Annotated in this window: 13 protein-coding genes; 6 read left to right on the plus strand and 7 right to left on the minus strand. The window is 67.3% G+C overall.

Features of this window, described 5'->3' with window-relative positions:
- Positions 1-149: 149 nt before the first annotated feature.
- The 3 genes from HMPREF3115_RS05790 (at position 150) to HMPREF3115_RS05800 (ending at position 2000) form a co-directional block, all read left to right on the plus strand.
- Positions 150-794: an MBL fold metallo-hydrolase gene (locus HMPREF3115_RS05790; protein ID WP_006401365.1), complete on the plus strand. Its 645-nt coding sequence runs from the start codon at positions 150-152 to the stop codon at positions 792-794.
- Entirely contained in the window at positions 791-1450 is a 660-nt protein-coding gene (locus HMPREF3115_RS05795; RefSeq protein WP_070553682.1) for a 3'-5' exonuclease family protein, read from the plus strand. Before HMPREF3115_RS05790 ends, HMPREF3115_RS05795 begins: the two co-directional genes overlap by 4 nt.
- Positions 1451-1529: 79 nt before the next feature.
- Positions 1530-2000: an Lrp/AsnC family transcriptional regulator gene (locus tag HMPREF3115_RS05800; protein ID WP_006477376.1), complete on the plus strand. Its 471-nt coding sequence runs from the start codon at positions 1530-1532 to the stop codon at positions 1998-2000.
- 44 nt (positions 2001-2044) lie between these two features.
- On the opposite strand, the gene HMPREF3115_RS05805 is transcribed toward HMPREF3115_RS05800, so the two are convergent.
- The 3 genes from HMPREF3115_RS05805 to HMPREF3115_RS05815 form a co-directional block, all read right to left on the minus strand.
- Complete coding sequence (locus tag HMPREF3115_RS05805; RefSeq protein ID WP_035489615.1) at positions 2045-3199, minus strand: cation diffusion facilitator family transporter; 1155 nt, start codon at positions 3197-3199, stop codon at positions 2045-2047.
- Positions 3200-3444: 245 nt separating this feature from the next.
- Positions 3445-3738, minus strand: coding sequence for an H-NS histone family protein (locus HMPREF3115_RS05810; RefSeq protein WP_006401369.1), 294 nt, complete (start codon positions 3736-3738; stop codon positions 3445-3447).
- Between the two features lie 342 nt (positions 3739-4080).
- Entirely contained in the window at positions 4081-4740 is a 660-nt protein-coding gene (locus tag HMPREF3115_RS05815) for a HugZ family pyridoxamine 5'-phosphate oxidase (RefSeq protein WP_070553684.1), read from the minus strand.
- A gap of 280 nt (positions 4741-5020) precedes the next feature.
- Between HMPREF3115_RS05815 and HMPREF3115_RS05820 the strand changes: the two genes are divergently transcribed.
- A complete protein-coding gene (locus HMPREF3115_RS05820; protein ID WP_206289224.1) occupies positions 5021-6175 on the plus strand; it encodes an MFS transporter in 1155 nt (384 codons plus the stop codon).
- A 79-nt stretch (positions 6176-6254) separates the two neighbouring features.
- Here HMPREF3115_RS05820 and HMPREF3115_RS05825 read toward each other — a convergent pair whose 3' ends face one another.
- Both HMPREF3115_RS05825 and HMPREF3115_RS05830 read right to left on the minus strand, forming a co-directional pair.
- Entirely contained in the window at positions 6255-7397 is a 1143-nt protein-coding gene (locus HMPREF3115_RS05825; protein ID WP_070553685.1) for a branched-chain amino acid ABC transporter substrate-binding protein, read from the minus strand.
- A gap of 416 nt (positions 7398-7813) precedes the next feature.
- The gene (locus tag HMPREF3115_RS05830) at positions 7814-8890 is read right to left on the minus strand and encodes an NAD(P)H-dependent flavin oxidoreductase (RefSeq protein WP_069220681.1); all 1077 of its coding nucleotides are present in this window, start codon (positions 8888-8890) and stop codon (positions 7814-7816) included.
- 230 nt (positions 8891-9120) lie between these two features.
- On the opposite strand from HMPREF3115_RS05830, the gene HMPREF3115_RS05835 reads away from it, so the two are divergent.
- Together HMPREF3115_RS05835 and HMPREF3115_RS05840 are read left to right on the plus strand one after the other, a co-directional pair.
- Positions 9121-9813 (plus strand): dienelactone hydrolase family protein, encoded by a 693-nt coding sequence (locus HMPREF3115_RS05835; protein WP_006401375.1) that lies wholly within the window; start codon positions 9121-9123, stop codon positions 9811-9813.
- An 89-nt stretch (positions 9814-9902) separates the two neighbouring features.
- Positions 9903-11381, plus strand: coding sequence for an amidase (locus HMPREF3115_RS05840; protein WP_006408240.1), 1479 nt, complete (start codon positions 9903-9905; stop codon positions 11379-11381).
- Positions 11382-11448: 67 nt separating this feature from the next.
- Here the strand turns inward: HMPREF3115_RS05840 and metF are convergent, their stop codons facing one another.
- Positions 11449-12279, minus strand: a complete 831-nt coding sequence (metF, locus tag HMPREF3115_RS05845; protein WP_006401377.1) for a methylenetetrahydrofolate reductase [NAD(P)H] — start codon at positions 12277-12279, stop codon at positions 11449-11451.
- Positions 12280-12298: 19 nt separating this feature from the next.
- Positions 12299-12652: a phage holin family protein gene (locus tag HMPREF3115_RS05850; RefSeq protein WP_006401378.1), complete on the minus strand. Its 354-nt coding sequence runs from the start codon at positions 12650-12652 to the stop codon at positions 12299-12301.
- Positions 12653-12756 lie beyond the last annotated feature (104 nt).

The raw sequence follows: 12756 nt of genomic DNA on the forward strand, positions 1-12756 counted from the left end.
GCGCCCCGCGCGGACCATTGATTCTCTCTATGGCGGTAACCATCGGGATGCTGCGGGATTGCCCGAACAACGGCCCTGCACGCCGCCGCACGGCCGGCAGCCCACGCGCCCGACCGGTACAATCGATCCTTTTAGCCGCCGGTGCTTCCATGAAAGTCACGCTCATTCCGGTCACGCCGTTCCAGCAGAATTGCTCGCTGCTCGTCTGCGAGAAGACGGGCCGCGCCGCCGTCGTCGATCCGGGCGGCGACCTCGAACGGATCGAACAGGAGATCGCGCGGCAGAACGTGCAGGTCGACAAGGTGCTGCTCACGCACGGGCACATCGATCACTGCGCGGGCGCGAAGACGCTCGCGACGCACTACGGCGTGCCGATCGAAGGGCCGCAGGAAGACGAGCGCTTCTGGATCGAGAAGCTGCCGACGCAGAGCGAGCGCTTCGGCTTCCCGGCCGCGGAAGCGTTCGAGCCCGATCGCTGGCTGAACGACGGCGACACCGTGCAGTTCGGCGACGAAACGCTCGAGGTCTATCACTGCCCGGGCCATACGCCGGGCCACGTCGTGTTCTTCAGTCGCGCGCATCGCGTCGCGATCGTCGGCGACGTGCTGTTCGCCGGCTCGATCGGCCGCACCGATTTTCCGCGCGGCAATCATGCGGACCTCGTCCGCTCGATCAAGGAGAAGCTGTGGCCGCTCGGCGACGACGTGACGTTCGTGCCGGGCCACGGCCCCGTGTCGACGTTCGGCGACGAGCGCCGCACGAACCCGTTCGTGTCGGACAAGGTGTTCGGATGAACCAGACCGCGATTCCCGAAATCTACGTCAGCACCGACGTCGAAGCGGACGGCCCGATCCCCGGCCCGCACTCGATGCTGAGCTTCGCGTCGGCCGCCTATACGGAAGACAAACAGCTGATCGCCACCTTCTCGGCGAACCTCGAGACGCTGCCCGGCGCGCACGCGCATCCCGTGCAGGAAGCGTGGTGGAAGACGGAGCCCGACGCCTGGGCCGCGTGCCGGCAGAACCTGCAGGCGCCGGAAGCGGCGCTCGTCGCGTACGTCGAATGGGTCGAGGCGCTGCCCGGCAAACCGGTGTTCGTCGCGATGCCCGCCGGCTTCGACTTCACGTTCATGTTCTGGTACATGATGCGCTTCGCGGGACGCTGCCCGTTCTCGTGGTCGGCGCTCGACATCAAGACGCTCGCGTTCGCGATGACGGGGCTGCCGTACCGCAAGGCCATCAAGCCGCGCTTTCCGAAGCACTGGTTCGACGATCATCCGCACACGCACGTCGCGCTCGACGACGCGATCGAGCAAGGCGCGCTGTTCTGCAACATGCTGGCCGACCTGCGCCGCCAGCAGGCCGCGCTTGCGGGCCTCGCCGTATCGGACACCGATCGGTCCGACGACGCGGGCGCGGGACGATCTCCCACGGATCCACGGACAAATTAGGGAATCTCGCTCACCGACGGCACGTCAGATTGCCTTTCCTTTCGCGGCCCTCTAACATTCAGCGTGTTGTAGCTGCCGCATGGAGGCGCAGGTGACGCTCGATTCCTTTTCGCAAAAAATCCTTCGCCTGTTGCAGCTCGACGCGCGCCGCTCCGTGCAGGAAATCTCCGACCAGGTCGGCCTGTCGAGCACGCCGTGCTGGCGCCGCATCAAGGACATGGAACAGTCGGGCGTGATCCAGCGCTACACCGCGCTGCTCGATCGCGAGAAGCTCGGGCTGCACGTCTGCGCGCTCGCGCACGTGCATCTGACGCGCCATAACGAGGGCGGCGTCGAGCAGTTCGAGCGCGAGATCGCGACCTGCCCGGAAGTCACCGAGTGCTACAGCACGACCGGCGAAGCCGACTACATCCTCAAGATCGTCGCGCCCGACATCAAGGCCTACGACGTGTTCCTGCACGAACGCATCTTCAAGATTCCCGCCGTCTCGCAGGTCCGCACGAGCGTCGTGCTGCGCGAAATCAAGTTCGACACGCAGTTGCCGCTTTGATCGGCGGGCGGGCCGCGCGCAGCGCCGCGCCGCGCGGCCGTCGTTCATGCGTGCGCCGGCAGCGCGCGCGTGAAGCCGATGCGGCGCGCGCCGAACTGGCGCTTCAGCGCATCGATGTCGAGCTTGTCGGCGAGCGCCGCGTCGGAGCCTGTCTCCGCGGGCAGCGTCACGTCGATTTCGAGGCCCGTACTCAGGTAATGCAGATTGATCGCGGTGGCGCGCAGCCCGCGCTGCGCGAGCGCCGCTTCGAGCCGCGTCGCGATTTCGTCGCGAGGCGGCAGCGCGAGCGCCGGACGGCGTGCCGCGTCGTTCTCCGGATCGACGTGAATCAGCGCGTCGAGCACGCGCGGATCGGCCAGCACGCGCGCACGCGCCGTTTCGGCGATGTAGTGGCCTTCGGACACGGAAATCATCGGATCGACGAGGATATGCGCGTCGACGAGCGCCGCGTCGCCCATCTTGCGCGTGCGCAGATCGTGCACGTCGCGCACGCCGGGCGTCGCCGCGAGCAGCGCGCGGATCTCGGCAGTCTCCGCCAGGCTCAGCGCGCGATCGGACAGATCCTGCAGCGCGTCATAGCCGAACGTCCAGCCCATGCGTGCGACCATGAAGCCGACGATCGCGGCCGCGATCGGGTCGAGCAGCCGGAAGCCGAACAGGCTGCCGACGATGCCGATCGCGACGACGAGCGACGATGCGGCATCCGAACGCGCATGCCACGCATTGGCGACGAGCATCGCGGAGCGCACGCGTCGCGCTTCGCGCAGCATGTAGCGGAACAGCGCTTCCTTCGACACGAGTACCGTCAGCGCGACGAGCAGCGCGGAAAAATGCACGGGCGGAATGGTCTCAAGATGCACGAGGCGCTCGCCGCCGCGCCATAACATGCCGATTCCGACCGCGATCAGGATCGCGCCGAGAAACAGCGAAGCGACGGTCTCGTAGCGACTGTGTCCGTAATTGTGGTCGGCATCGGGCACCGCGCCGCTGTGCCGATTCGCAACCAGCACGACAAAATCGGAGATCAAATCGGAAATCGAGTGCACGCCGTCGGCAATCAATGCCTGCGAATGTGCAATCACGCCGACCGCGATCTGAAATGTCGCCAGTACGACATTCAGCACGATACTGACGAAGGTACTCTTGCGCGCGACCGCGTGCTTATCCGCACTTTGCGCGTCGCCGGTAAAGGTAGACATGGAATACGAGATATCGGTGTGGATACGTGATTCTATCAAACGCGACCCGCTCCATATCTCGATAACACGAAATTTCCCATTCAAATCAATTGCTTATGCGAACGCATCGCATTTTCATTCACGCCGCTTTGTGACACTTTTGTTACAAATCACGACAGCCGCAGGCGGACGCCTTGAAAACAAAAGAGCCGTGCGCCTCAACGGCACGCGGCTCTTCTGCCTGAATGAGCGATGTAAGCGCGTGTTTAAATCGCAAACTGTTCGCGATTCTTGCCGGCGATCCAGCGCGGCGGCTTGCCGCGGCCCGACCACGTCGCGCCCGTTTCCGGATCGCGATATTTTGCCGCCACACCGGCGCGCGGGCGGCCGACCTTGCCGGCCTTCGCGCGGCTCAGGCCGAGTTCCGCGAGCGAAAAGCCGTAGTCGGCGATTTTCTGCTTCACGTCGTTGAGTACTTCGGCGTATTCACGCGCCTTCGCTTCTTCGATTTGCTTCTCCAGCTTCTCCCGCTGGGCCAGCAGGTCCTTGTAAGAAGACATAGTTTTCCTTTCGATCTGACCAATGGCGCCGGTCTGCAGCCGGCTCACCACTCATGAAATATATGTGCCTCGGATTTTGAAGGCAGAGATTAGCACAAAAAAGAATTGAGAGAAGAGGGATTCATGAAAATCCCGATGTCGATTGTAATTCAGGCCCGTCATTTTGACCGGCTACGAACTTTCTCAAAATGTTACGAACCGGTGTCGAGATTAGGACATTACCGGTTGTCGATTCGGTCTATCAACATACGCAATTACCCGACATGCGTAAAAATCAAAACTTTCATCCGGCGACAATTTCGGAAAATCGTTGCACCGCGTACGAGCCGGCACGCCGCGACATCACGCCGCATTTCGCGCGCAGTCGAGCAGCCGTTCGCGCAGGGCGCGCAAGTCGGCCTGCGGCATGTCGAACGACGTCCGGATGCGGCGCCCGTCGTATCGCCAGTCCGCGCCGTAACGGTCCACGCCGAGCAGCTCCAGCCCGTCGCGACGCTCGGCGCCGGCTTCGTATGCGGCCCACAGTTCCTGCTCGTCGTCGAACGAGAGCGGCGGCAGCGTGTCGAGGCCCGTGCCGTCGACCCAGCCCATCCGGCCGAAGCCGCCGATATAGCGCAGCCGCTCGACCTCCAGCGCCCGGAACGTGAAGTCGCCGAGTGCCAGATAGCGCGCGGCGTCCGGCTCGTAGCGGCAGTAGCGCGCGGCGACGTGCGGATCGTCGTCGAGCGGGACGAAGCGGCCGAGCAGCGTCGCGCGCTCGGCGTTCAGCACGTCGCCGTCGCGCGCATCGACGACCAGGAATCCGGCGCGCGGATCGGCGACGAGGTTGCGCGTGTGCTCGGCAAGCGCGCTGACGAGAATCACGGGCCGGTGGCCGGCGTCGGGGGCGAACGGCACGACGGTCGGATACGGAAATCCCTGCGGCTCGCGCGCATGGGTCGCGAGCGTACCGAGCGCGCAGCGGTGCAGCAGATGCAGGGCGAGGGCGGGATCGATGTTCAAGATGGCTCCACGATGAACGCGCGGCGCGTCGGCGCGCCGCCTGCGCTCCGATGTTACTCGCGGCCGAGCGTGCCGCGCATGGGCCGTCGGCCCGTCCGGCCGTCATGCGCCAAACCGGTGCAGCATCGCGCGGGACGGCGCCGCTCGGCAAGCGCGCAAGCGGTTCGATAGAATCGGACCAATCAGACGAGCGCCCGTCATCCGGCGCATTCAGACTTCCAACGAGCGTTCCGTGTCCCCATCTTCCTCCGATCTCGCCGCCGCGCCCGACGCGCACCGCATGCTGTCGCTTCCCGTTCGCCAGCGTGCGCGCACCGCGACGATGGCGCTGTTCTTCGTTGCCGGCATGATGTACGCGTCTTGGGGCGTCCACGTGCCGACCGTGCGCGACAAGTTCGCGCTCAGCCCCGCGCTGCTGTCGATCGCGCTGTTCGCGGTCGCCGGCGGATCGATCGCCGCGATGCTGACGATCGCGCGCTGGATCGCGCGCGTCGGTTCGCGCGTCGCGTGTCTCGCGGGCGGACTCGTGATGTCCGCGTGCGCGGCACTGATCCTCGTCGTGCCCGACTATCCGATGCTGCTCGTCGTGCTCGCGCTGTTCGGCTTCTCGATGGCGACGCTGGACGTCGCGATGAACGCGGAAGCGAGCGCGGTCGAACTCGCGCTCGGCAAGCCGATCATGTCGTCGCTGCACGGGATGTTCAGCATCGGCGGGATGGCGGGCGCCGCGGCCGGCGGCGCGCTGCTGTCGGCCGGGATGTCGCCGGCCGTGCATCTCGCACTCGCGGCCGCCACCTGCGCGGCCGTACTCGTCGCGGCGAGCCCGGCCGTGCTGCCGCACGTCCCGCATCACGACGAAGCGCACGGCAGCGGCAACCGCTGGCGCTCGCCCGCACTGTGGATGCTCGGCGGGATCGCACTCGTCGCGCTCATCGCCGAAGGCGCGATGTACGACTGGGCGACCGTCTACATGCGCGACGTCGTCGCCGCGAGCCCCGCTGCGGCGAGCGCCGCGTACGCGGCGTTCTCCGGCGGGATGGCCGCCGCGCGCTTCGCGGGCGACGCGGTGCGCGCGCGATTCGGCGCGCCGCAGCTCGTGTTCGCGAGCGCGTCGCTCGCCTGCGCGGGGATGATCGGCGCGCTGCTGGTGCCGCACGCGGCGGCCGTGCTGATCGGCTTCACGCTGATGGGGCTCGGCCTCGCGAACATGATGCCCGTGCTGTTTGCCGCCGCCGCGCGCGTGAAAGGCATCCACGCGGCCGAAGGCCTCGCGCACGTCGCCGGCCTCGCGTACTTCGGACTGCTGTTCGGGCCGGTCGTGATCGGCGCGGTCGCGCAGGCCGCGAATCTGTCCATCGGCCTGTCCGTCGTCGCGCTCTGCGCGGCGCTCGTCGCGATCGTGGCGCCGAAGGTGCTCGCGCATCTGAAGATCTGAGCGGCGCGCCGGCACAAAAGAAAACGCGCATGCGTCGCCGCATGCGCGTTTTCACCCCTGCTGTTGACCGCTTGTCGCGTTACATCTTCACTTCGTCGAGCAGCGTCTTCTTGCCGCTCTTGTAGTTGTACAGCGAAATCACGCCGTGCCGCAGGTCGCCCTTCGAATCGAAGGTCGTCGTGCCGATCACACCCGTGTAGTTCGTCGCCGGCATCGCCGCGACGATCTTCGCCGGATCGGTCGAGTTCGCGCGCTTCATCGCGTCGACGATGATGTACACGGCGTCATACGTGAACGGCGCATAGATCTGGATCGGCTGGCCGAAGCGCTTCTCGTACTTGGCCTTGAACGCGGCGCCGCCCGGCATCTTCTCGAGCGATGCACCGGCTTCCGAGCACACGACGTTGTCGGTCGCATCGCCGGCCAGGTCGGCCAGCTTTTCCGTGCACACGCCGTCGCCCGCGAAGATCTTCGCGCGCAGGCCGAGCTGCTTCGCCTGCTTCGCGAACGGGCCGCCGGTCGCGTCCATGCCGCCGTACATGATCGCGTCGGGGTTTTCACCCTTGATCTTCGTCAGAATCGCGCGGAAGTCGACCGCCTTGTCGTTCGTCGCGTCGTGCGACACCACCTTCAGGCCGAGCGCCTTCGCCTTCTTCTCGAATTCGTTCGCGAGGCCCTGGCCGTAGGCCGTCGAATCGTCGACCACGGCGACGCTCTTGATGCCCTTCGAATGCGCGTAGTTCGCGAGTGCCGGGCCCTGCTGCGCGTCGGTCGCGACGACGCGATACGTCGTCTTGAAGCCTTGCTGCGTGTAGGCGGGGTTCGTCGCCGACGGCGAGATCTGCACGATGCCCGCATCGCTGTAGATCTTCGATGCCGGGATCGACGTGCCCGAGTTCAGGTGGCCGACGACCGCGACGACCTTGTCATCGACGAGCTTCTGCGCAACCTGCGTCGCCTGACGCGGATCGGCCGCGTCGTCCTGCGGGTCGAACTGCAGCGTGATCTTCTGGCCGCCGATCGTCAGTCCCTTCGCGTTGATCTCCTCGACTGCGAGACGTGCACCGTTTTCGTTGTCCTTGCCCAGGTGTGCAATGCCGCCCGTCAACGGCGCGACGTGGCCGATCTTGACGACTTGATCGGCGGACGCGTTGCTTGCGGCTGCAGCGCACAGCATCGCCGCCGCGGTGATCGGCAACAGCTTTTGCATCTTGATATTCATGTAAGTCTCCAGTTTCGGTCCCAATAAACGCCATCGCCCGGTGCCCCGCTGCCATCCCTGTGTTTGCATCACTGGACGATTCGCCGGTTGCATCGTTCATGCACTTGGCCTCAAGCACGTGAAACAGCCGCTTTTAGCAGCTGCCCGCCCGTGCTTGCGCGCAGTGTAGGTGATCAAATTAATTTGTGGGACTTTTTTGAGTTAGTGGTAACACTACCGCCACGAGCGCACTGGAGGGCTCGCTCGAAAACGGCTGGAAGCCCCGCCGGATAAGGGTTTCCGCTAATTACCCGAGGGCTTTTGAAAGGGACTTTTAAAGCGTTTCCGCGCCTTTTCGAATCGGTATTGGGTGCGCGCGTTCATTGAATGAAACGCGCGTGACGGCACGCGCGTTTCGGCGTGCAATACGAACGCATTCAGGCTGCCGCGCGCCATTCGGCCGCGAGCGCATCGACCAGTTGCGCGGTCGTCAGCGCATCGCCGCGCCGGCGTGCGAGCGCCGCGCCCTGCCCGGCCCACAGCGACAGATAGTCGCCGTCATTCGCGCGCGCGGCCGCCTGGCGCAGCGGCTGCGTGAGCGCGTTCTGCACGGGATACGGCGCGACGTCGTCGAGCCGTTCGCCGAGGCGCGTCATCAGCGCGTTGCGCAGCCCGCGTGCGTGGCGCCCGGTGATCGCGCGCGTGACCTGCGTCGACGTGTCGTCGCACGCGAGCAGCCGCGCCTTCCAGTCCGCCGCGATCGCGCTTTCCGCGCACGGCAGAAACGCGGTGCCGAGCTGCGCGGCCTGCGCGCCGAGCGCGAGCGCCGCGGCAATGCCGCGGCCGTCCATGATGCCGCCCGCCGCGAGCACCGGCAGCCCGGTCGCATCGACGAGCTGCGGCACGAGCGCGAGCGTGCCGATCAGCGCGTGCTCGGCCGGGCCGATGAACGTGCCGCGATGGCCGCCGGCTTCGGCGCCCTGCGCGGACAGCGCGTCGGCGCCGGCCGCCTGCCACGCGAGCCCTTCGGCGACGTGCGTCGCCGTGCCGATCACGTACGTGCCCGCAGCCTTCAGGCGCGCGACGTCGGCCGCGTCGAGCACGCCGAACGTGAAGCTCGCGACCGGCACACGCAGTGCGACGAGTGCATCGAGCTGCGCGCGGAAGTCGGGCGCGTACCGTGCGGGCGCGGTGCCCGGCGGCAGGCCGAGCACCGCGTTCAGCGGATCGATCGCGGCGAGCGCACGCGCGACGGTCGCCGCATCGGCTGCGGTGTCGGGCAGCACGAACAGGTTGATGGCGAACGGACGATCGGTCGCCGCGCGGATCGCGTCGACTTCGGCGGCGATGCGGTCCGGGTCGAATGCGCCGGCGCCGAGGCTGCCGAGCGCGCCGGCGTTCGATGCGGCGGCGACCATCGCGGCCGTGGTCGCGCCGACCATCGGCGCCTGCACGAGCGGCACGCGCAAGCCGAAGCGTTCGGCGAACGGGGTGGAAAACGGACGAGCGGACATGGCGAATCCTTCGAAAACGATGCGCGAAAGCGCTTTGTAAAAGCCTGTGCATCGACTGTAGCGAAGCGCCGCGCGGCCGAAAAATGAATAATCGAGATCGAATCGATCGCTGCGCGAGAAGCGCGCGACGCGCACGGTGCGCGCACTGCAACGGCACGCGATTGGTGGCACACTAAGCCGCCTCTATCGTCCCCGAGGCCGCATGCGCCTCGTTTGCCAGGAGTTCCCACGTGACTGCCCAATGGATCGACATCCCGACCGGTAACGACAGCTTCGGCGGCTATCTCGCGCTGCCGAAGCGCGGCAAGGGTCCTGCCGTCATCATCATTCAGGAAATCTTCGGCGTGAATTCGCACATTCGTGCGGTCGCCGACCAGTACGCGGCCGACGGCTACGTCGCGCTCGCGCCCGACGTGTTCTGGCGCACGCAGCCGCGCGTCGAGCTGACGTACGACGGCGCCGATCGCGACAAAGGCATCGAGCTGTTGAAAAAGACCGACATCGGCCTCGCGGTCGCCGATCTCGGCGCGGCCGCCGACGCGCTGCGCGCGCGGACCGAAACGACCGGCAAGGTCGCCGCGATCGGCTACTGCTTCGGCGGCCACCTCGCCTATCGCATGGCTGCGGCCGGCAAGGTCGACGCCGCGGTCGCGTATTACGGCGGCGGCATCCAGAACGCACTCGACCTCGCCGGCAAGATCGCGCAGCCGATGCTGTTCCATTACGCCGAAAACGACCACGCGATTCCGCTCGATGCGGTCGAGCAGGTGAAGGCCGCGTTCGCCGGCCGCGACAACGCCGCGTTTCACGTCTATCCGGGCGCCGAGCACGGCTTCAACTGCCCGGAGCGCGCGTCGTACCAGCAGCGCGCATCGGCGCTCGCGCACGGCCGCACGCTGACGTTCCTCGCCGAGCACCTGTAAGCCCGGCCCGCCCGCGGGCCGGCACCGCCGCGTGCCGCGCCCGCGTTATGCTCGGCCCATCGCCATACGTCTCAACGGGGGTGACCGCGATGCATGACGACTATCTCGCGCACGACGCGATCGGCCTCGCGACGCTCGTGCGCGAACGCCAAGCAAGTCCGCTCGAACTGCTCGACGCGGCCATCGGCCAGGCCGAGGCCGTCAACGGCGCGATCAACGCGATCGTGCTGCAGGACTACGATGCCGCGCGCACGCGTGCGGCGGCTGCGTCGGCGGCAACCGCCGATGCGCCGTTCGCGGGCGTCCCGTATCTCGTGAAGGATCTCGGCGCGGCCGTCGCCGGGCTGCCGCTGTCGATGGGCAGCCGCCACTACCGCTACTTCGTGCCCGGCGACGATTCGCCCTTCATCGCGAAAAGCCGTGCGGCCGGGCTCAACGTGTTCGGCAAGACCAACACGTCGGAGATCGGCCAGATGCCCTACACCGAGCCCGACCTGTTCGGCGCGTGCCGCAATCCGTGGAGCCTGGACCATACGAGCGGCGGCTCGAGCGGCGGCGCGGCGGCCGCCGTCGCGGCCGGCGTCGTGCCGCTCGCGCATGCATCGGACGGCGGCGGCTCGATCCGCATTCCCGCCTCGTGCTGCGGGCTGTTCGGGCTGAAGCCGAGCCGCCATCCTGCGCTCGTCGATCTGCCGACCCACGGCGATCTCGTCGTCAATCATGCGGTGTCGCGCAGCGTGCGCGACAGTGCGCTGCTGCTCGACGTGACGACCGGCGCGACGCGGCCGCCCGGTGCGCCGGGCACGTTCCTCGCGGCGCTCGATACGCCGCCCGGCCCGCTGCGGATCGGCCTCGTCACCGATCCGATGCTCGCGCCGGCGCTCGCCGACGATACGCGCGCGGCGCTCGACGACGCGGCCGCGCTCGTCGAATCGCTCGGCCATCACGTCGAACCGGCGACGCTGCATGTCGACTACGCGCGCGCGGCCGAAACCTTCCTGACGCTGTGGGCGACGATCGCCGAGGAGATCGTCCTCGGCGCGCGGGCACTGACCGGCCGCACGCCGCGGCGCGGCGAGTTCGAGGCGGCGACCTGGGCGATGGCCGTGGTCGGCCGGCGGCTCGCGCGTGCGCGGCTGCAGGACGTGCTCGAATGGCAGCGGCAGCTGACCGTGCAGGTGTCGGGTCTCGTGTCGCGCTACGACGCGATCCTCTGCGCGTCGCTGGCCGGGCCGCCGGTGAAGATCGGCGAACTGCAGCCGACGCCGCTCGAAGCCGCGCAGATGAAGCTCGTGGCCGCGCTGCCCGCGAAGCCGCTGCTGCGCGAGCTGCTCGCGAAGGCGTCGCAGAAGGCGTTCGCGTGGGCCGGCTGCACCGAGCTGTTCAATCTGACGGGCCAGCCGGCGATGTCGGTGCCGCTCTACTGGAACGCGCGCGGGCTGCCGATCGGCGTGCAGTTCGTCGCGCGTCACGGCGACGACGCGCTGCTGCTGCAGCTCGCGCGGCAGCTCGAGCAGGCGCGGCCGTGGTTCGATCGCCGTCCGCCGCTGCTGCAGGCGCAGCGCTGACGGACGAAAAAAAGCCCCGCCGGCCGAAGCCGACGGGGCATGCAGCGGCAAGCCGCGCGCGCGACGCTTACACGTCGAGGCGTTCGCAGATCGCCTTCGTCGCGGCGGCCGCGTTCAGCGTATAGAAGTGCAGCCCCGGCACGCCCGCGTCGATCAGACGCTGGCACAGGCCGGTGACGACGTCGGCGCCGAACGCGCGGATCGATTCGCGATCGTCGCCGAAGCTCTCGAGCCGGCGCGCGACCCAGCGCGGCACTTCGGCACCGCACATTTCCGAGAAGCGCATCAGCTGCGAGAAGTTCGTGATCGGCATGATGCCCGGCACGATCGGCACGTCGACGCCGAGCTTGCGCACGTCGTCGACGAAACGGAAATACGCGTCCGCGTTGAAGAAGTACTGCGTGATCGCGGAATTCGCGCCGGCCTTCACCTTGCGCGCGAAGTTCTCGAGATCGGCCTTCGGCGAGCGCGCCTGCGGATGGTATTCCGGATAGCCGGCGACTTCGATGTGGAACCAGTCGCCGTGCTCCGCGCGGATGAAGCTGACGAGTTCCGACGCGTAGCGCAGCTCGCCCACCGAGCCCATCCCGGACGGCAGATCGCCGCGCAGCGCGACGATGTGACGAATGCCGCACGAGCGGTACTGGTCGAGGATCGCGCGCAGGCTGTCGCGCGACGAGCCGATGCACGACAGGTGCGGCGCGGCGTCGAGGCCGTCCTTCTGCATGTCGAGCACGGTATCGAGCGTGCCTTGCTGCGTCGAGCCGCCGGCGCCGAACGTCACGGAGACGAATTTCGGCTTCAGCGGCAGCAGCTGCGCACGCGTCGCGCGCAGCTTCTCGACGCCGTCCGCCGTTTTCGGCGGAAAGAATTCAAACGAGAGTTCGATCGGTTTCATGATTCGGAGGGTTCAGCCCTCAGCCGAGGTTGCGCTGACCGAAGATGAGTGCGGACAGCAGCCACGACACGATGCTGTACAGGATCGAACCGAAGAACGCGGACCAGAACCCGGACACCTCGAAGCCCTTCAGCAGCGACGACGCGAACCAGAAGCACAGCGCGTTCACGACGAGGATGAACAGCCCGAGCGTGACGACCGTCACGGGCAGCGTCAGCAGGATCAGCACCGGACGGATCACCGTGTTGATCAGGCCGAGCACGACCGCGACGATCAGCGCGGTGCCGAAGCTCTTGATGTGGATCGACGGCACGAGGTACGTGATGATCAGCAGCGCGAGGGCATTGATGACCCAGGTCAGGATGAGGCTCATGGTGTGCTCCGGTTCTTCGGTTGTCGATCGGTGGCCGCCGGCGCGAGCGGCCCGCGCGCAAACGCGTGCGGCAGGCCGCCCGGCCGGATGACGCCGCGCTGCCG

The sequence above is a fragment of the Burkholderia sp. HMSC10F09 genome, assembly GCF_001806955.1.
GTDB lineage: Bacteria > Pseudomonadota > Gammaproteobacteria > Burkholderiales > Burkholderiaceae > Burkholderia > Burkholderia multivorans.

What these genes read in the sequence shown, in the direction of transcription:
- HMPREF3115_RS05810 (WP_006401369.1), bottom strand. Translation starts at nt 3,738, where the DNA reads ATGTCTTCTTACAAGGACCTGCTGGCCCAGCGGGAGAAGCTGGAGAAG.
- HMPREF3115_RS05800 (WP_006477376.1), top strand. Translation starts at nt 1,530, where the DNA reads ATGGAGGCGCAGGTGACGCTCGATTCCTTTTCGCAAAAAATCCTTCGC.
- HMPREF3115_RS05840 (WP_006408240.1), top strand. Translation starts at nt 9,903, where the DNA reads ATGCATGACGACTATCTCGCGCACGACGCGATCGGCCTCGCGACGCTC.
- HMPREF3115_RS05805 (WP_035489615.1), bottom strand. Translation starts at nt 3,199, where the DNA reads ATGTCTACCTTTACCGGCGACGCGCAAAGTGCGGATAAGCACGCGGTC.
- HMPREF3115_RS05830 (WP_069220681.1), bottom strand. Translation starts at nt 8,890, where the DNA reads ATGTCCGCTCGTCCGTTTTCCACCCCGTTCGCCGAACGCTTCGGCTTG.
- HMPREF3115_RS05825 (WP_070553685.1), bottom strand. Translation starts at nt 7,397, where the DNA reads ATGAATATCAAGATGCAAAAGCTGTTGCCGATCACCGCGGCGGCGATG.
- metF (WP_006401377.1), bottom strand. Translation starts at nt 12,279, where the DNA reads ATGAAACCGATCGAACTCTCGTTTGAATTCTTTCCGCCGAAAACGGCG.
- HMPREF3115_RS05795 (WP_070553682.1), top strand. Translation starts at nt 791, where the DNA reads ATGAACCAGACCGCGATTCCCGAAATCTACGTCAGCACCGACGTCGAA.
- HMPREF3115_RS05790 (WP_006401365.1), top strand. Translation starts at nt 150, where the DNA reads ATGAAAGTCACGCTCATTCCGGTCACGCCGTTCCAGCAGAATTGCTCG.
- HMPREF3115_RS05850 (WP_006401378.1), bottom strand. Translation starts at nt 12,652, where the DNA reads ATGAGCCTCATCCTGACCTGGGTCATCAATGCCCTCGCGCTGCTGATC.
- HMPREF3115_RS05820 (WP_206289224.1), top strand. Translation starts at nt 5,021, where the DNA reads ATGCTGTCGCTTCCCGTTCGCCAGCGTGCGCGCACCGCGACGATGGCG.